Below are 17419 nucleotides of genomic sequence, written 5' to 3'. Positions count from 1 at the left end.
AATGGGGAACTTCAGATGCGTCGGATATCCAAACTGACCCGCGTAGCGGTGGGGGTCGCTTCGCTCGCGCTCGCCGCCACCGCCTGCGGCGGAACCAGCAGTGACAACGGTGACAGCGGCGGTTCCAAGGACGACCTCGGCGTCGCCATCGCCTACGACATCGGCGGCAAGGGCGACCAGTCCTTCAACGACGCCGCGTTCGCCGGCCTCACCAAGGCCAAGGACGAATTCGGCTTCAAGACCGCCGACGTCGAGCCCACCGAGGGCGAGACCGACGCGGACAAGGAGCAGCGCCTGGCCTCGCTGGCCCGCCAGGGCTACAACCCGGTCATCGGCGTGGGCTTCGCCTACGGCCCCGCGATGGAGGCCGTCGCCGCCAAGTACCCCGACACCACCTTCGGCATCGTCGACTCCGTCGTCGAGGGCGAGAACGTGGCCTCCCTGGTCTTCGCCGAGGAGCAGGCGTCCTACCTCGCCGGTGTGGCCGCCGCCAAGGCCACCAAGAGCAACACCGTCGGCTTCGTCGGCGGTGTGGACATCCCGCTCATCCACAAGTTCCAGGCCGGCTACGAGCAGGGCGTCAAGGACACCAACGCCAAGGTCAAGGTCGTCTCGCAGTACCTGACGCAGACCGCGGAGGAGGGCGGCTTCTCCAGCCCCGACAAGGGCAAGGCCGCCGCCGAGGGCCAGATCGAGAAGGGCGCCGACGTCATCTACCAGGCGGCCGGTCTCTCCGGCCAGGGCGTCATCGAGGCCGCGGCCAAGGCCAAGGTCTGGGCGATCGGCGTCGACTCCGACCAGTACAACCAGGAAGCCCTCGCCGGGTACAAGGACTTCATCCTCACCTCCGCCCTGAAGGACGTCGGCGGCGCCGTCTACACGCTGACCAAGTCGGTCCAGGACGGCAAGCCGCTCACCGGCACCCAGGTCTTCGACCTCAAGGTCAACGGCGTCGGCCTGTCCGACAGCAACCCCAAGATGGCCGAGATCCCGGGTCTGAAGGAAGCCGTGGACGAGGCCAAGAAGGGCATCACCGACGGCACCATCAAGGTCAACACGGAGTGACCCCGCCGCCGGACCCGGTCCGGCGCCGGCCTCCCGTACGAAGCGGGCGGGCGCACCTCGCGCCCGCCCGCTTCGCCGTCCCCGAGGGCCGCCCGGAAACGGCCGTCCGGACGCGTCCGGACGGGCCCGGCGCTCACCCACCGCCACCTTCCGTTCGCGAACAGCAACACCTTGTCCCGGCAGGCGGAACCGGCTTGAACACGGGCGCATAACAAGGTGGACAGAAGGGGTTTTCAGGCAGGTCTACGCGCGTTAATCTGCGGCGAAGCCAGCGCCGTACCTCGTACCGTTCCCGGCGCTTGTAAGACTAGGAGCACCACACATGCGCCGGATTTCCCGGATCACGGTCGCAGGCGCAGCGACCGCCTCCCTGGCCCTCGCCCTCTCCGCCTGCGGCGGCACCTCGACCTCCTCGGGCTCCTCGGAGTCGAAGGAGGGCAAGGGTCTCGCCATCGCGTACGACGTCGGCGGCAAGGGCGACCAGTCCTTCAACGACGCCGCGTACGCGGGCCTGGAGAAGGCGAAGAAGGAGTTCGGCTACGAGACGGCCGACGTCGAGCCCACCGACGGTGAGACCGACGCCGACAAGGAGCAGCGCCTCGTCTCGCTGGCGAAGCAGGGCTACAACCCGATCGTCGGCGTCGGCTACGCCTACGCGTCCGCCGTGAAGGCCGCCGCGGAGAAGTTCCCCGACACCACCTTCGGCATCGTCGACGACGCCACCGTCGAGGCGAAGAACGTCGCCGACCTGGTGTTCTCCGAGGAGCAGGCCTCCTACCTGGCCGGTGTCGCCGCCGCCAAGAGCACCAAGACCGACGTCGTCGGCTTCGTGGGCGGTGTGGACATCCCGCTGATCCACAAGTTCCGCGCCGGCTTCGAGCAGGGCGTCAAGGACACCGACCCCAAGGTCAAGGTCATCTCCCAGTTCCTCACGCAGACCGCGGAGGAGGGCGGCTTCTCCAGCCCCGACAAGGGCAAGAGCGCCGCCGAGGGCCAGATCGAGAAGAAGGCCGACGTGGTGTACGCGGCCGCCGGTCTGTCCGGTCAGGGCGTCATCGAGGCCGCCGCCGCCAACAAGGTGTGGGCGATCGGCGTCGACTCCGACCAGTACAAGCAGGAAGCCCTCGCCAAGTACAAGGACTCGATCCTGACCTCGGCGATGAAGGATGTCGCCAAGGCGGTCTACAACCTGGCGAAGTCGGTCGAGGACGGCAAGCCCGCGACCGGTATCGTCAAGGGCGATCTCAAGACGGGTGAGGTGAGCCTGTCGAACTCCAACCCGAAGTTCGCGGACGACGCCGAGCTCCAGAAAGCCATCGAGACGGCCAAGGAGAAGATCATCAGCGGCGAGATCAAGGTCAAGTCGAGCTGAGTCACACCCTGAACCACCGCGGGGTCGCGACCGCTCGACGGGGTGCGAGGAGCCTGGCTCCTCGCACCCCGTCGGTCAGGTGTGCCACCCCTTTGTATGCCGTAGGGGCGCTACGCGCGTAGACGGCCCCCGTCCCCAGGAGAGTGCGTCATCAACGCGTCCAGCAGCCCTCCGGCCGGAGCGGCGGTCAACAAAACGGTGACCGCCGTGGAGCTCGCCGGGATCACCAAGCGCTTCCCCGGTGTCGTCGCCAACCACGACATCCACCTGACCGTCCGCAAGGGCACCGTCCACGCCCTCGTCGGCGAGAACGGCGCCGGCAAGTCGACCCTGATGAAGATCCTCTACGGCATGCAGAAGCCGGACGAGGGCACCATCACGGTCCACGGCGAACAGGTGAACTTCTCGTCGCCCGCCGACGCCATCGCGCGCGGCATCGGCATGGTGCACCAGCACTTCATGCTGGCCGACAACCTCACCGTCCTCGAGAACGTCGTCCTCGGCAGCGAGAAGCTCCACGGCATCGGCGGCAAGGCCCGCCGCCGCATCAAGGAGCTGTCCGAACGTTACGGACTGGACGTGCGCCCCGACGTCCTGGTCGAGGAGCTGGGCGTCGCCGCCCGTCAGCGCGTGGAGATCCTCAAGGTCCTCTACCGCGGCGCCACCACCCTGATCCTCGACGAGCCGACCGCCGTGCTTGTCCCGCAGGAGGTCGACGCGCTCTTCGACAACCTGCGCGAGCTCAAGGCCGAGGGCCTGTCCGTCATCTTCATCTCCCACAAGCTGGGCGAGGTGCTGTCCGTCGCCGACGACATCACCGTCATCCGCCGCGGCACCACGGTCGGCACCGCCGTGCCCTCCGAGACCTCCCCGCGCCAGCTCGCCGAACTGATGGTCGGCAGCGAGCTGCCCACCCCGGAGACGGCCGAGTCCACGGTCACCGACCGGCCCGTCATCACCGTCGACAAGCTGCGTCTGACCGCCCCCGGCGGCAAGGCCCTCCTCGACGACATCTCCTTCACCATCCACGAGGGCGAGGTCCTGGGCATCGCCGGTGTGGAGGGCAACGGCCAGACCGAACTGGTCGACGCCCTCATCGGCCTGCGCCACGCCGACTCCGGCGTCATCCGGCTGGCCGACGAGGAGATCACCGCCTGGCCCACCCGCAAGCGCCGCGAGGAGGGCATCGGCTACATCCCCGAGGACCGCCACCGCCACGGCCTGCTCCTGGAAGCCCCCCTCTGGGAGAACCGCATCCTCGGCCACGTCACCGAGAAGCCCAACGCCAAGGGCGTCTGGCTGGACCCGAAGGCCGCCCAGGAGGACACCCGCCGGATCGTCACCGAGTACGACGTCCGCACCCCCGGCATCGACGTCACCGCCGCCTCCCTGTCCGGCGGCAACCAGCAGAAGCTGATCGTCGGCCGCGAGATGAGCCACAAGCCGCGCTTCCTGATCGCCGCCCACCCCACCCGCGGTGTGGACGTCGGCGCGCAGGCCGCGATCTGGGACCACATCCGCGAGGCCCGCCGCGAGGGCCTGGCCGTGCTGCTGATCTCCGCCGACCTGGACGAGCTGATCGGCCTGTCCGACACCCTCCGCGTGATCTACGACGGCAAGCTGGTCGCCGACGCCGACCCGGCCACCATCACCCCGGAGGAACTCGGCACCGCCATGACCGGCGCCGCCGAGGGCCACCTCGAACACGAAGAGACCCCTGCCGAGACCCAGGCCGACGTGTCCAAGTCCGCCGAGTCTCCGGAAGACGAGGCCCGCTGATGAAGAAGTTCGACAAGGAGCGCGTGCTCCTCGCGGTGGCCGGCCCGGTCATCGCGCTCGCCGTGGCCTTCGTGCTGAGCGCGATCGTGCTGGTCGCCTCCGGCAAGAACCCGGTCGAGCCGTTCACCCTCATGTTCGAGCAGGCCGGGTACTCGGACGTCCAGGTGCTGATCCTCAACCAGGCCTCGATGTACTACATCGCGGCCCTGGCGGTGGCCATCGGCTTCCGGATGAACCTGTTCAACATCGGCGTCGACGGCCAGTACCAGCTCGGCGCGATGATGGCCGCCATCGTCGGCGCGCACGCCGACCTGCCGGCGTTCCTCCAGGTCCCGCTGCTGCTGCTGACCGCCGTCTTCACCGGCGCCTTCTGGGCCGGCATCGCCGGCGTCCTCAAGGTCACCCGCGGCGTCAGCGAGGTCGTCGCCACGATCATGCTCAACGCGATCGCCACCTCGCTGATCGTCTACATGTGGAAGCCGGACGTCTTCGGCGTCAAGATCGGCAACAACAGCACCACCGGCGAGATGCACGAGTCCGGCTGGATCCCGGGCATCGACCTCGGCGCGGCCGGCGAGATCTACGGCCTGGTGATCCTCGCCGTGCTCCTCGGCATCGGCTACTGGGTCGTCCTCAACCGCACCCGCTTCGGCTTCGACCTGCGCGCCTCCGGCGCCTCCAGCTCCGCCGCGGCCGCCAGCGGCGTCGACCCCAAGCGCATGGTCCTCACCGCCATGCTGCTCTCCGGCGCCATCGCCGGCCTCGCGGGCCTGCCGATCCTGCTCGGCGACTCCCACACGTACAACCTGAACTTCCCCACCGGCATCGGCTTCCTCGGCATCGGCATCGCCCTGCTCGGCCGCAACAGCCCGGTCGGGATCGTCTTCGCCGCCCTGCTGTGGGCCTGGCTCGACAAGGCGTCGCCCGAGCTGGACTTCCACGGCTACGACAAGGAGATCGCGGTCATCATGCAGGGCCTGATCGTCCTCTCGGTGGTCGTCTCCTACGAGGCCGTCCGCGAGTGGGGCCTGCGCCGTCAGCAGCGCCGGGTCGGCGCCGAACTCGCCGCGGGACACGTCCTGGGCGCCGACAACAACACCACGAAGGAGGTGGCCGGCCGATGACCGCTCCGACCACAGCGACCGACGTCAACCAGCCGTCGCTGGAGCACGCCCCGGGGACCGGCCGCCGCATGTCGCTGCCCGTCCTGATGCTGGTCATCGCCGGAGCCCTGGCCCTGACCTCGATCGTGCGCCTGATCACCGGCGCCGACGGCATCACCAACGTCAGCCAGATGTCCACCGCCCTCCAGCTCGCCGTGCCGATCGGCCTCGCCGGCCTCGGCGGCCTGTGGGCCGAGCGCGCGGGCGTGGTGAACATCGGCCTCGAAGGCATGCTGATCCTGGGCACCTGGTTCGGCGCCTGGGCCGGATTCCAGTGGGGTCCGTGGACCGGCGTCCTCGTCGGCATCGTCGGCGGCTGCCTCGGCGGCCTGCTGCACGCCATCGTGACCGTCACCTTCAACGTCAACCACATCGTCTCCGGTGTGGCGATCAACATCCTCGCCCTCGGCGCCACCCGCTACCTGGCACCGCTCGCCTTCGAGGGCCACCAGGGCGGCTCCGCCAAGCAGTCCCCGGCGGTCGAGTCCCTCGGCAACTTCACCGTGCCGGGACTGTCCGACTGGCTGACCGACCTCAACGCCAAGGGCTGGTTCTTCCTCTCCGACATCGCCGGCCTGCTCGGCGGACTGGTCACCAACGTCTCCTGGCTTACCCTGATCGCCGTCGCGCTCGTCCCCGCCACCTGGTGGATCCTCTGGCGCACCGCGTTCGGCCTGCGCCTGCGCTCCTGCGGCGAGAACCCGGTCGCCGCCGAGTCCCTCGGCGTCAACGTCTACAAGTACAAGTACCTCGCGGTGATCATCTCCGGCGGACTGGCCGGCCTCGGCGGCGTCTTCCTGTCCATCGTGGCCAACCCCTTCTACCTGGAGGGCCAGACCAGCGGACGCGGCTACATCGGCCTCGCCGCGATGATCTTCGGCAACTGGATGCCGGGCGGCCTCGCCATCGGCGCCGGCCTCTTCGGCTACACCGACAGCCTCAACCTGCGCGGCGGCTCCACCAACGTGCACGCCCTGCTGCTGCTCGGCGCGCTGCTGCTGGTCATCGGCGCGATCTGGCTGGCGATCCGCAAGAAGTACGTTCAGGCGGCCGTCACCTTCGTCGTCGGCGCCCTCGTGTTCGCCTGGTACGCCGGCACCAACGAGGTCCCGAGCCAGGTCGTCGCCGCCACCCCGTACGTCGTCACCCTGGTCGTCCTCGCCCTCTCCGCCCAGCGGCTGCGCATGCCGAAGGCGGACGGCATGCCGTACCGGAAGGGACAGGGCAAGTGACCGCGGCCGCCGACGTCGACTGGGAGGCGCTGCGCGCGGCGGCGCGGGACGCCATGTCCTACGCCTACGCCCCCTACTCGGGATATCCGGTGGGCGTCGCGGCCCGGGTCGACGACGGACGCACGGTCACCGGCTGCAACGTCGAGAACGCCTCGTACGGACTGGGCCTGTGCGCCGAGTGCGGACTGGTCTCGGAGCTGCAGCGCACCGGGGGCGGGCGGCTCACGCACTTCACGTGCGTGGACGGCGGCGGCGAGATCCTCGTCCCGTGCGGCCGCTGCCGTCAGCTGCTGTACGAGTTCGGCGGCCCCGGACTGCTGCTGGAGACGCCCGAGGGCATCCTGCCCCTGTCCGAGATGCTGCCCCAGGCCTTCGGCCCCCAGCACCTCACCAAGTAACTCCCGTGCGGCCCCTCCCGCCGCCGCCCGGCACCCGGGCGTCGAGCGGAGGGGCCGTGCTCTTCGCACCCCGGAAGGAACGCCAGCCATGGCCATGGACGTCATCTCCGTCATCCGCACCAAGCGGGACCGCGGCGAACTCACCGACGAGCAGATCGACTGGGTCATCGACGCGTACACCCGCGGGGAGGTGGCCGACGAGCAGATGTCGGCCCTCGCCATGGCGATCCTGCTCAACGGCATGAACCGCCGGGAGATCGCCCGCTGGACCGCCGCGATGATCGCCTCCGGCGAGCGCATGGACTTCTCGTCCCTGTCCCGCCCCACCGCCGACAAGCACTCCACCGGCGGCGTCGGCGACAAGATCACTCTGCCCCTCGCGCCGCTGGTCGCCGCCTGCGGCGCGGCCGTCCCGCAGCTCTCCGGCCGCGGCCTCGGCCACACCGGCGGCACCCTCGACAAGCTGGAGTCCGTCCCCGGCTGGCGCGCCCTGCTCTCCAACGAGGAGATGCTGCACGTCCTCGACACCACCGGCGCGGTGATCTGCGCGGCCGGCGACGGGCTCGCCCCCGCCGACAAGAAGCTCTACGCGCTGCGTGACGTCACCGGCACGGTCGAGGCGATCCCGCTGATCGCGTCCTCGATCATGTCGAAGAAGATCGCCGAGGGCACCGGCTCCCTGGTCCTGGACGTGAAGGTCGGCTCCGGCGCCTTCATGAAGACGATCGAGGACGCCCGCGAGCTGGCCTCGACCATGGTGGGCCTCGGCACCGACCACGGCGTGAAGACGGTCGCCCTGCTCACCGACATGTCCACCCCTCTGGGCCTCACGGCGGGCAACGCCCTGGAGGTCCGCGAGTCGGTGGAGGTCCTGGCGGGCGGCGGCCCCTCGGACGTCGTCGAGCTGACGATCGCGCTGGCCCGCGAAATGCTGGACGCGGCCGGCATCCGCGACGCCGACCCGGCGCAGGCCCTCGCCGACGGCTCCGCGATGGACGTCTGGCGCCGCATGATCGCCGCGCAGGGCGGCGACCCCGACGCGCGGCTCCCGGTCGCCCGCGAGCAGCACGTGGTGAAGGCCCCGTCCTCGGGCGTCCTCACCCGCCTGGACGCCTACGACGTCGGCGTCGCCGCCTGGCGCCTCGGCGCGGGCCGTGCCCGTAAGGAGGACCCGGTGCAGGCGGGCGCGGGCGTCGAGATGCACGCCAAGCCCGGCGACCAGGTCACCGAGGGCCAGCCCCTCCTCACCCTCCACACGGACACCCCGGACCGCTTCGAGTACGCGCTCCAGTCCCTGGAGGGGGCCTTCGACATCGGTTCCGGCGCGGACTTCACCGCCACGCCGGTGGTCCTGGAACGCCTCGCCTGACCAGCGCTTTCTCCTTTCGGGTGAACGGGACCGGTGGACCCCTGCCGGTCCCGTTCGTCATGCTGTACTCGGCGACGTACCGATAGGAGACCGCCGTGAGCGCACTCACCGTGAGCCAGGACCCCGAGCAGAGCTGGGACGACCTCGTCCGGTTCTGGGAGGAGATGGAGTGGCCCGAGGGCAGCAAGGTGGAGATCATCGAGGGGATCGTCACCGTGTCACCCGCTCCCGCGTATCGCCACAATCTGATCGCTGAGAGTATTCAGCGGCGCCTTTACTCAGTGATTCCGCTGGACTGGGGAATCTTTCAGACGCTGGCGATCGCAGTCCCGTCGCGCCTGGGCATGCTCATCCCGGACCTCGTAGTCGCTCCCCGGCGGGACCACACCGAGTCCGAGACCCACATCCCGGCCGGCCTGGCCGAACTGGTCGTCGAAGTCACCTCGAAATCCAACGCCCGCCACGACCGCGTCAGCAAGCCTGCCGCCTACGCGGCCGCCGGGATCCCCCTCTACCTGCTGGTCGACGCCTGGGCCCCCGACGGCGCGACCGTGACGCTCTACGGTGAGCCGAAGGACGACGTCTACCGGCCGTTGAAGAGCGTGAAGTTCGGCGAGCCCATCGGGCTCCCCGCCCCCTTCGGCCTGGTCATCGACACGGCCGAGTTCCCCGAAGCCTGATCACCCCAGCACCGCCGCCACTGCCACCAGGACGGGGACCGAGAGCGCCGTCGAGATCAGGATGGACTCGCGGGCCAGGCGTTCGCCGACGCCGTAACTGCTCGCGTAGGTGAAGAGGTTCTGGGCGGCCGGGAGCGCCGAGGTGACCACCACGTCGAGCAGGTGCGCCCCGCGCAGGCCGAACACGCCCACCGCCAGCGCCCAGGCGGCCAGCGGCTGGCCCACCGCCTTCAGGCCCACGGCCAGCAGCACCGCCCCCCGGTCGCCGCTGCGCAGCGGCAGGGTGCTGCCCCGCAGCGAGATGCCGAAGGCGAGCAGCACCGCCGGGACCGCCATGTTGCCGATGAGCTGCACCGGGTCCCACACCGGGCCGGGGATCTCCACGCCCGCCGCCGACACCGCGACCCCCGCGAGCGACCCCAGCGCGACCGGATTCCGCAAGGGGGTGAGCAGCCGCCGCCACAGGGGCTGCTTCCCGCCCGCCGTCGACAGGTCCAGGATCGTCAGCGCGACCGGCGTGACCCCCACCAGTTGGAACAGCAGCACCGGCGCCACCAGCGAGGCGTCCCCCAGCACGTACACGGCGATGGGGATGCCCAGGTTGCCGGAGTTGACGTAGCTGGAGCACAGGGCGCCGATGGTGGTGCGGCCCACGCCCCAGCCGCGCGCCACGCCCACCGCGACGAAGACGCCCGCCACCGCCGCCGTGCTCAGCGCGGTGACCAGCAGGCGGCCGGAGAAGACCACCGACAGGTCGGCGCGGGCGAGCGTCGTGAACAGCAGCGCCGGGGACGCCACATGGAACGCCAGCCTGGTCAGCACCTCGCTGCCCTGCGCGCCGAGGTTCCCCCGCCGTCCGATGACGTAGCCGACGCCGATGACGACGGCGATCACCAGGAACCCGCTCAGCACTCCCTGCACGGCGGCTCCCCGTGACGGTGCAGGGCGCCGGGCCCCAGGGGCGGCGATGATCTATGGCGCATACAGCCAACCCTCCGGGGAGGGCCGCGCCAGGGTCAATGTGATCCTCGGCGCCGTGCGACCGGACGCCGCGCGATGAGTTACGGACGCCCGGCCGGTCTACCGCTCGTGGACGCCATGACACCGCCCGTACTCGTGCTCAGCGGCCCCCTCACCCCGGGCGAGGTGGGCGGGCCGTGCGAGGCGCTGCGCGCCCTGCTGGACGGCGGAGGGCGCGGCCGTGTCGTGGTGTGCGACGTCGCCGGGCTGGGACCGCCGGGCCTGGCCGCCGTGAACCTGCTGGCCCGGCTGCAGCTCACCGCCCGCCGGGCCGGCGGACGGATACGGCTGCGCGACCCCTCACCCGCGCTGTGCGCCCTGCTCGACCTCGTCGGTCTCCGCTTCGAGACGGAGGGGCAGCCCGAACAGCGGGAACCACCGCTGGGTGTCCAGGAAGCAGTGGAACCCGGTGATCCGGCCGTCTGAGATCTCCAGCGCCTGGACCGCCCACGGCGTGTACCCGCCGTTCTCCGGGTCGGGCTTGTACTGCGCGAACCCGGGCAGTCCGTTGACCTCGACGGGCAGCAGCTTCGAGTGCGCGCAGGCGGCGCCCATCGTCGTCATGAAGCCCGTGATGTCGTCGGCGCCGGTCAGCCACAGGTCGAACGGCGGCATCGTCATGATGGCGTCCTCGTGCAGCAGTGCCGTCAGCGCCGACATGTCGTAGCCCTCGAAGGCGGCCACATACCGGTCGAGGAGCTTCTTCTGGTCCTCGTCCAGCGGGTCGGCGACCGCCGCGTCGGCGCCCGGCTCCCGCCGCTCGGCGAGCGTCGCCCGGGCCCGCTGCAGCGCGCTGTTGACCGACGCGACCGACGTGCCGAGCAGCTCGGCGACCTCGCTCGCCTTCCACGCCAGCACCTCGCGCAGGATCAGCACCGCCCGCTGCTTGGCGGGCAGCCGCTGCAGCGCCGCCATGAACGCCAGCCGCACGGACTCCTTGGCGACCGCGGCCTCGGCCGGGTCGGCGGGGGTGGGCAGCACCCGGTCGTCGGGCATCGGCTCCAGCCAGGTGTGGTCCGGGCGGGGGGACAGGGCGGCCCGCGCGAGCGGCGTGGACTCCGTGAGGTCCATCGGGCGGGCGCGCTTGTTGCCCGCGGACAGCATGTCCAGGCAGACGTTCGTCGCGATGCGGTAGAGCCAGGAGCGGAGGCTGGAGCGCCCCTCGAACTTGTCGATGCTGCGCCAGGCACGGATCATCGTGTCCTGCACCGCGTCCTCGGCCTCGAAGGACGAACCGAGCATCCGGTAGCAGTACCCGGTGAGCTCCACCCGGTACTGCTCCAGCGTGGCGTCCAGGTCCGTCGTCGCCGTGCCGTTCGTCATCGTCCACCCACCCCAAGCGGCCTCATGGCGGCGCGCCGTCGCGCCCACCACCTCGGAAGCTACCGCAGCCCACTGACAACGGCTCCCCGAGTGGACGAATCCGCAGGTGAAGTGCGGTGTGAACCTGCCGTGCACGCGCCCTGGGCGACCGTCAGGCGGCCCGGGCCTCCCCGGCGCGGACCGCCGCCCGCGTCCCGGCCAGGGTGATCGCCGCGACGCCCGCCACGGCCACCAGACCGACCGCCACCGTCCCGGACCAGCCGCCCGCGTGGAACGCCAGCGCCCCCACCGCGCTGCCCGCGCTCGACCCGATGTAGTACGCGGACTGGTACAGCGCCGCCGCCTGCGCCCGGCCCTCCGTCGCGGTCCTGCCCACCGCCGACGAGGCCACCGCGTGCCCCGCGAAGAACCCGGCCGTGATCAGCACGAGCCCCAGCAGCACCAGCGGCAGCGTGTCCGCGAGGGACAGCAGCAGTCCGGCCGCGGTGGTCGCGCCGCCCGCGTACAGGGCGCCCCGGCGGCCCAGCCGGCCCACCAGCCGTCCGGCCGCGGACGCCGACACCGTGCCCACCAGGTACACCAGGAACACCGACCCGGCGACGCCCTGCGGCAGCGAGAACGGCTCCTCGGTCAGCCGGTACCCGATGACCGTGTACACGCCCCCGAACACCGTCATGAACAGCGCGCCGATCGCGAACAGCCGCCGCAGCAGCGGGTTCCCGAGGTGACGGCGGACCGTGCCGGCCAGCACGCGGGGCGCGAGCGACCCCGCCCTGAAGTGCCGCGGAACCGGCAGCAGCAGCCGGAACGCCACCGCGCACGCCACCGCGACCAGCCCGATCACGCCGACGGCAGCACGCCAGCCCCATTCCTGCGCCACCCAGCCGGTGATCACCCGGCCGCTCATCCCGCCCACGCTGTTGCCGGCCACGAACAGCCCGATCGCCGTCACCAGCGCCTTCGGCGTGACCTCCTCCGCGAGATACGCCGTCGCCGAGGCGGGCAGCCCGGCCAGCGCCGCGCCCTGCAGCGCCCGCAGCGCCACCAGCGCGCCCAGCGACGGGGCGAACGGCACCAGCAGCCCGAGGGTCACCGCGACGGCCAGCGAGGCCGTCATGACCGTACGCCGCCCGAACCGCTCGGACAGGGCGCTCATCGGCAGCACGAACAACGCCAGACCACCGGTCGCCGCCGACACCGTCCAGCTCGCGTCGCTCGCGCTGACCGCGAAGTCGCCGGAGACCAGGGGCAGAAGGGCCTGGGTGGAGTAGAGGAGCGCGAAGGTCGCGACACCGGCGAGGAACAGGGCGAGACTCATCCGGCGGTAACCGGGACCGCCCGGGGACATCCGGGTCTCGACGGCGGGCGGCGGGGCGGAGGGGACGGATGCGACGGCGTCCACGCGGGTGGACGCCCCGGTACTGGCGGGAGTCATGCCTCGAACGTACGGAGGCCTCCGCTCATCCGTCCAATGCATGGAATCGCCATAATCGTTCCCATGGAGCATCAGCAGAGGTCAGGCGGTCGCCTGTCACGAACCGGTGACACACGAGACAGAGAAGAGATGGCACGGCTGCTCGCGCCGCGCCTCGCCCACTTCGCCGGGGTGGCCCGCACCGAGCACGTCACCCGGGCCGCCCAGGAGATGCAGGTGCCGCAGTCCACCCTCTCCCGCGCCCTGGTCCGCCTCGAGGACGACCTCGGCGTCGAGCTGTTCGCCCGGCACGGCCGGACCGTCTCCCTCACCCCGGCGGGCCGCACCTTCTACGCCTCCGTCGAGCGCGCCCTGGACGAGATCGGGCGCGCGGCCGAGGCGGTCCGCGCCGACGCCGACCCCGCCACCGGCAAGGTCGCCTTCGGCTTTCTGCACACCATGGGCGCCGAGACCGTGCCCGGCCTGCTGCACGCCTTCCGCGCCGACCACCCCGGCATCCGTTTCAGCCTCGTCCAGAACTACGGCGAGGCCATGCTGGAGGGACTGCGCGGCGGCGAGCTGGACCTGTGCCTGACCTCGCCGGTGCCGTCCGCCCCGGACCTGGTGGCCCGCCGCCTCGACGAGCAGAAACTGCGCCTGGTCGTCCCCGCCGACCACCGCCTCGCCGCCCGTCGCAGGGTCCGCCTGGCCGAGGCGGCCGACGAGACGTTCGTGACCCTCGAACCGGGCTACGGGCTGCGCCGCATCACCGACGACCTGTGCGCCCAGGCCGGGTTCGCGCCGCGCATCGCCTTCGAGGGCGAGGAGGCCGAGACCCTGCGCGGCCTGGTCGCGGCGGGCCTGGGCGTCGCCCTGCTGCCCCCGCCGCCCTTCCCGCGCCCCGGCGTGGCCGAACTGACGGTGACCGCCCCGAGGGCGGCCCGGGAGATCGGCGTGGCCTGGCTCGCGGGCCGCCCGGACACCCCGCCGGTGGCGGCGTTCAAGAAGTTCCTGCTGTCGAAGCGGGGGAGCCTGCTGCCGGGGTAGCGGGGCGGCCTCAGTGCCGTAACGTCGTCCCGAACCCCGCCGCCAGCGGCATCCGCAGACCCAGCGGCGGCGGAGCGGCCAGCGCGTCCTGCACCGGGCGGGAGAAGTCCCGGCCGAACAGCACGCCCATCACGAAGTCCTGGGCCAGTGCCAGCACTTCGTTCCGGTACTGGCTCAACCCGTGGCCGTCCGCGTGCACTTCGAAGCGGCACACCTCGTGGTTCGCCTTCTTCGCGCGTGCCGCCAGGCGGAAGGACAGCTCGGGGTCGGTCCGCGCGTCGTTCGTGCCGTGCACGATCAGCACCTGGCGGCCGGCGAGCTGTTTCACCGGCTCGGCCGGGGCCGCACCGTCGTCCTCCGGCAGCCAGGGCGCCAGTGCCACCACGGAGCTGACCGCCTCGTGGCCCGCCGCGCGCAACGCCGCCCTGCCGCCCATGCCGAGGCCCACCAGGCACACGGGCACGTCCCCGTAGCGCCGTACGGCCTCGTCGGCGGCCCAGGCGGCGTCGTGCGCGAGGTGCGCCTCGTCGCCGTTCCAGCCGCGGTAGCGGTAGTGGACGACATGCGTGGCCAGATGCTGGTCGCGTCCCGCACGGGCGAGCCTGCGTCCCAGGCCGCGTACGGGGACCGCCGCCAGCGGCGACGGTCTGCGGGCGGAGGACTCCTCGCCGTCCGGGAGCAGCAGCGCCACCCCATTCACCGTGGCCGGCTCCGAGCCGAGCGCCCTCCCCAGCCGGGCCGTGCGCACCGGCGTCGCTTGCTGTGCCATGGCAGAACATTCTCAGAAGACGCGGTGGACGCGACCCGTCCGTGCGGTCACCTTTCCGTATCGGCGCGTACGGGCACCAGGTGATCTACGCGCGTAGGAGTTATGGTGCGGAAATGACGAGCCAGACCATCGCGAACGCCCCCACCTCGGACCAGATCCGCCGGGCGCCCAAGGTTCTGCTGCACGACCACCTCGACGGCGGACTGCGCCCCGGCACCGTCGTCGACCTGGCCCGCGGGACGGGCTACACCGACCTGCCCCACACCGACCCCGACAAGCTCGCCCTCTGGTTCCACCAGGCCGCCGACTCCGGCTCCCTGGAGCGCTATCTGGAGACCTTCACGCACACGGTCGGCGTCATGCAGACCCGTGACGCGCTGGTCCGGGTCGCCGCCGAGTGCGCCGAGGACCTCGCCGAGGACGGCGTCGTCTACGCCGAGGTGCGCTACGCGCCCGAGCAGCACCTCGAAGGGGGGCTGACGCTGGAGGAGGTCGTCGAGGCCGTCAACGAGGGGTTCCGCCAGGGCGAGCGGCGGGCCAGGGAGAACGGCCACCGCATCCGCGTCGGCGCCCTGCTCACCGCGATGCGGCACGCCGCCCGCGCCCTCGAGATCGCCGAACTCGCCAACGGCTACCGCGACCAGGGCGTCGTCGGCTTCGACATCGCGGGCGCCGAGGCCGGCCACCCGCCCACCCGGCACCTCGACGCCTTCGAGTACCTGAAGCGCGAGAACAACCACTTCACCATCCACGCCGGCGAGGCGTTCGGACTGCCGTCCATCTGGCAGGCGCTCCAGTGGTGCGGCGCCGACCGGCTCGGGCACGGGGTGCGGATCATCGACGACATCCAGGTCCACGACGACGGCACGGTGGAGCTCGGCCGGCTCGCCGCCTACGTCCGCGACAAGCGCGTCCCCCTGGAGCTGTGCCCCAGCTCCAACCTCCAGACCGGCGCCGCCTCCTCGTACGCCGATCACCCGATCGGGCTGCTGCGGCGGCTGCACTTCCGGGCCACGGTGAACACGGACAACCGGCTGATGTCCCACACCAGCATGAGCCGCGAGTTCGAGCACCTGGTCGAGGCCTTCGGATACACGCTCGACGACATGCAGTGGTTCACCGTCAATGCGATGAAGTCCGCATTCATTCCTTTCGATGAACGGCTGGCCATGATCAACGACGTGATCAAGCCCGGATATGCGGAACTCAAATCCGAATGGCTGTTCCGTCAGACCGCCTCCACCAGCACTTCTTCCCTCACGGAAGACTGAAAGGGGCGTCACCGGTAATGGTGAACGCGCAACGCGTTCACCATCCGTCCTCATTTCGATATTTGCGGCGGACAGGGACGCCTGATTACGGTCGCAGCACCGCTCACATCCCCGTATCCCATTTCGAGGACGCCTTTCATGAAGCAGTCTGCTGCCAAGACCCTCGGTGTCGCCGCTCTCGGTGCCGCCTTCGCCGCCGCCGGTGCGGGCGCCGCCCAGGCGGCCCCGGCCCTGCCGGACGCCCCGGGGCTGAACACGGTCACCCAGGCCCTGCCGGCGGACCAGGCGTCCGGCGCGCTGCCCGGTGCGGCCGAGGCGCTGTCGACGGGTCAGGACGTGGCCGGCAAGGGTCTCGGCACCGCCAAGCCGGTCGCCGGCGAGCTCGGCTCCCAGGTGCCGGGCGCCGGTCTCCTCGGCGGGCTGCCGGTGAACCAGATGCCGACCAAGGGCCTCAACGTCAACGGCCTCCCGCTGGGCGGCCGCTGACCTCCCGGCCGGAGACAGGCCGATGGGGCGCGCCCGGAATCGGGTCGCGCCCCATCGGCGTACTCGGAGGTCCACGGTCCCGCGTGAGGCCTCAGGGAGATGATGCCGCGCAGGACCGGGAGGCCGGCGTCGTCCGGCGCCTCGGGGGTGAGGGCGCCGCACGGGCCGCCTACCAGGCCGTGCGGGCCTTGTCCTCCGAGGGCAGCAGGACCCACAGCGCCAGGTACAGCAGGAACTGCGGACCCGGGAGCAGGCACGAGACCAGGAACACGACGCGCATCGTCTTCGCGGAGGTGCCGAACCGCCGGGCCAGCCCGGCGCAGACACCGCCGATCATGCGGTCGTCGGTGGGGCGGGCGAGGCTGCTCATCGCGACTCCTTCGTGAACGGTGCGAGGCACCCCGTCCGGCTGCCTCCGTACCTCCACGTTACGGAGACGAAGGGGGCAAAGCGTCGCTCCACGGGGCGATCCCGACCCTGGGAATCGTCGGGGTCCGCCCCTGAGGGACCTCCTCCCTCCGGACAGTCCTGTCCGTCGCCGGGAGGACCGTCCGCCGGCGCAGCCAGGCGCGTCCCGCGGGCACCACGGCGGCGTGGGCGAGCGCGGCGCCCGCCGTGTTCAGCAGCAGGGAGTCGACGTCCACCACCTGTCCCGGCACCGCGGTCTGCAGCAGCTCCACAGCCAGCGACACCAGGGCGGTCGCGGCCATGGTGCGGATCAGCGAGCCCAGCCGGGACACGGCCGGCCGGCCCCCGGCCATCGGCAGCAGCACGCCCAGCGGCGCGAGCAGTGCCATCGACTCCCCGGTCCGGCGCAGCCCCGTCGCCCAGCCCAGCGCGAAGTCGGCGCGGATCCCGTCCAGCGGCCGCAGATTGGCGGGCATCACCCACGGGACGTCCAGGGGGCGCAGCGTGTACCAGGCGACGAACGCCAGATGCGCGGCCAGGAGGACGCCTCCTGTCACACGGATACGGGATGCGGCGGTGCCGCCGTGGAAGCCTTGACGCTGCACGATCCCCAAGACGCGGCG

17 protein-coding genes and 1 pseudogene are annotated in these 17419 nt (G+C 71.4%); 12 read left to right on the top strand and 6 right to left on the bottom strand.

The annotated features are described in order from the left end of the window. Positions 1 to 15: 15 nt before the first annotated feature. The 8 genes from ELQ39_RS11450 to ELQ39_RS11415 all read left to right on the top strand — a co-directional run bounded on the left by ELQ39_RS11450 (position 16) and on the right by ELQ39_RS11415 (position 9058). On the top strand, positions 16 to 1065 hold the full coding sequence (locus tag ELQ39_RS11450; protein WP_163085926.1) for a BMP family lipoprotein: 1050 nt from the start codon (positions 16 to 18) through the stop codon (positions 1063 to 1065). A 322-nt stretch (positions 1066 to 1387) separates the two neighbouring features. Continuing rightward, complete coding sequence (locus ELQ39_RS11445) at positions 1388 to 2437, top strand: BMP family lipoprotein (RefSeq protein WP_190002311.1); 1050 nt, start codon at positions 1388 to 1390, stop codon at positions 2435 to 2437. A 198-nt stretch (positions 2438 to 2635) separates the two neighbouring features. Next, positions 2636 to 4216, top strand: coding sequence for an ABC transporter ATP-binding protein (locus tag ELQ39_RS11440; protein WP_225626056.1), 1581 nt, complete (start codon positions 2636 to 2638; stop codon positions 4214 to 4216). Further along, on the top strand, positions 4216 to 5340 hold the full coding sequence (locus ELQ39_RS11435; RefSeq protein ID WP_190002313.1) for an ABC transporter permease: 1125 nt from the start codon (positions 4216 to 4218) through the stop codon (positions 5338 to 5340). The genes ELQ39_RS11440 and ELQ39_RS11435 overlap by 1 nt, the downstream gene beginning before the upstream one ends. Then, a complete protein-coding gene (locus tag ELQ39_RS11430; RefSeq protein ID WP_242591829.1) occupies positions 5337 to 6611 on the top strand; it encodes an ABC transporter permease in 1275 nt (424 codons plus the stop codon). The genes ELQ39_RS11435 and ELQ39_RS11430 overlap by 4 nt, the downstream gene beginning before the upstream one ends. Next, entirely contained in the window at positions 6608 to 7009 is a 402-nt protein-coding gene (locus tag ELQ39_RS11425) for a cytidine deaminase (protein WP_078894992.1), read from the top strand. The genes ELQ39_RS11430 and ELQ39_RS11425 overlap by 4 nt, the downstream gene beginning before the upstream one ends. Positions 7010 to 7097: 88 nt before the next feature. Then, positions 7098 to 8378 (top strand): thymidine phosphorylase, encoded by a 1281-nt coding sequence (locus tag ELQ39_RS11420; RefSeq protein WP_242591828.1) that lies wholly within the window; start codon positions 7098 to 7100, stop codon positions 8376 to 8378. A gap of 95 nt (positions 8379 to 8473) precedes the next feature. Next, on the top strand, positions 8474 to 9058 hold the full coding sequence (locus ELQ39_RS11415) for a Uma2 family endonuclease (protein WP_242591827.1): 585 nt from the start codon (positions 8474 to 8476) through the stop codon (positions 9056 to 9058). Here the strand turns inward: ELQ39_RS11415 and ELQ39_RS11410 are convergent, their stop codons facing one another. Then, positions 9059 to 9979, bottom strand: coding sequence for an AEC family transporter (locus ELQ39_RS11410; RefSeq protein ID WP_190002317.1), 921 nt, complete (start codon positions 9977 to 9979; stop codon positions 9059 to 9061). A 135-nt stretch (positions 9980 to 10114) separates the two neighbouring features. On the opposite strand from ELQ39_RS11410, the pseudogene ELQ39_RS11405 reads away from it, so the two are divergent. Beyond that, positions 10115 to 10357, top strand: a pseudogene (locus ELQ39_RS11405) (STAS domain-containing protein); the annotation flags it as partial. A 21-nt stretch (positions 10358 to 10378) separates the two neighbouring features. Here the strand turns inward: ELQ39_RS11405 and ELQ39_RS11400 are convergent. Then, complete coding sequence (locus ELQ39_RS11400) at positions 10379 to 11401, bottom strand: sigma-70 family RNA polymerase sigma factor (RefSeq protein ID WP_190002318.1); 1023 nt, start codon at positions 11399 to 11401, stop codon at positions 10379 to 10381. A gap of 151 nt (positions 11402 to 11552) precedes the next feature. Further along, positions 11553 to 12836, bottom strand: a complete 1284-nt coding sequence (locus tag ELQ39_RS11395) for an MFS transporter (protein ID WP_225626095.1) — start codon at positions 12834 to 12836, stop codon at positions 11553 to 11555. A gap of 63 nt (positions 12837 to 12899) precedes the next feature. On the opposite strand from ELQ39_RS11395, the gene ELQ39_RS11390 reads away from it, so the two are divergent. After that, positions 12900 to 13862, top strand: a complete 963-nt coding sequence (locus ELQ39_RS11390; protein WP_242591826.1) for a LysR family transcriptional regulator — start codon at positions 12900 to 12902, stop codon at positions 13860 to 13862. Positions 13863 to 13872: 10 nt separating this feature from the next. On the opposite strand, the gene ELQ39_RS11385 is transcribed toward ELQ39_RS11390, so the two are convergent. Then, positions 13873 to 14631 (bottom strand): alpha/beta fold hydrolase, encoded by a 759-nt coding sequence (locus tag ELQ39_RS11385; RefSeq protein ID WP_190002321.1) that lies wholly within the window; start codon positions 14629 to 14631, stop codon positions 13873 to 13875. A gap of 113 nt (positions 14632 to 14744) precedes the next feature. On the opposite strand from ELQ39_RS11385, the gene ELQ39_RS11380 reads away from it, so the two are divergent. Both ELQ39_RS11380 and ELQ39_RS11375 read left to right on the top strand, forming a co-directional pair. Further along, a complete protein-coding gene (locus ELQ39_RS11380) occupies positions 14745 to 15902 on the top strand; it encodes an adenosine deaminase (protein WP_225643103.1) in 1158 nt (385 codons plus the stop codon). 138 nt (positions 15903 to 16040) lie between these two features. Next, positions 16041 to 16388 carry an ATP-binding protein gene (locus ELQ39_RS11375; protein WP_190002323.1) on the top strand — a complete coding sequence of 116 codons (348 nt, stop codon included), beginning with the start codon at positions 16041 to 16043 and terminating at the stop codon, positions 16386 to 16388. A gap of 169 nt (positions 16389 to 16557) precedes the next feature. Here the strand turns inward: ELQ39_RS11375 and ELQ39_RS11370 are convergent, their stop codons facing one another. Together ELQ39_RS11370 and ELQ39_RS11365 are read right to left on the bottom strand one after the other, a co-directional pair. Then, complete coding sequence (locus ELQ39_RS11370) at positions 16558 to 16758, bottom strand: PspC domain-containing protein (protein WP_093552503.1); 201 nt, start codon at positions 16756 to 16758, stop codon at positions 16558 to 16560. 58 nt (positions 16759 to 16816) lie between these two features. Continuing rightward, positions 16817 to 17401, bottom strand: a complete 585-nt coding sequence (locus ELQ39_RS11365; protein ID WP_242595584.1) for a VanZ family protein — start codon at positions 17399 to 17401, stop codon at positions 16817 to 16819. Between the last annotated feature and the right edge of the window lie 18 nt (positions 17402 to 17419).

The sequence above is a fragment of the Streptomyces sp. GB4-14 genome (assembly GCF_022696125.1).
GTDB classification, from domain to species: Bacteria; Actinomycetota; Actinomycetes; order Streptomycetales; family Streptomycetaceae; genus Streptomyces; species Streptomyces werraensis.
The sequence above is the reverse complement of the archived record's forward strand: the minus strand, read 5'-3'. Positions and strand labels throughout refer to the sequence as shown.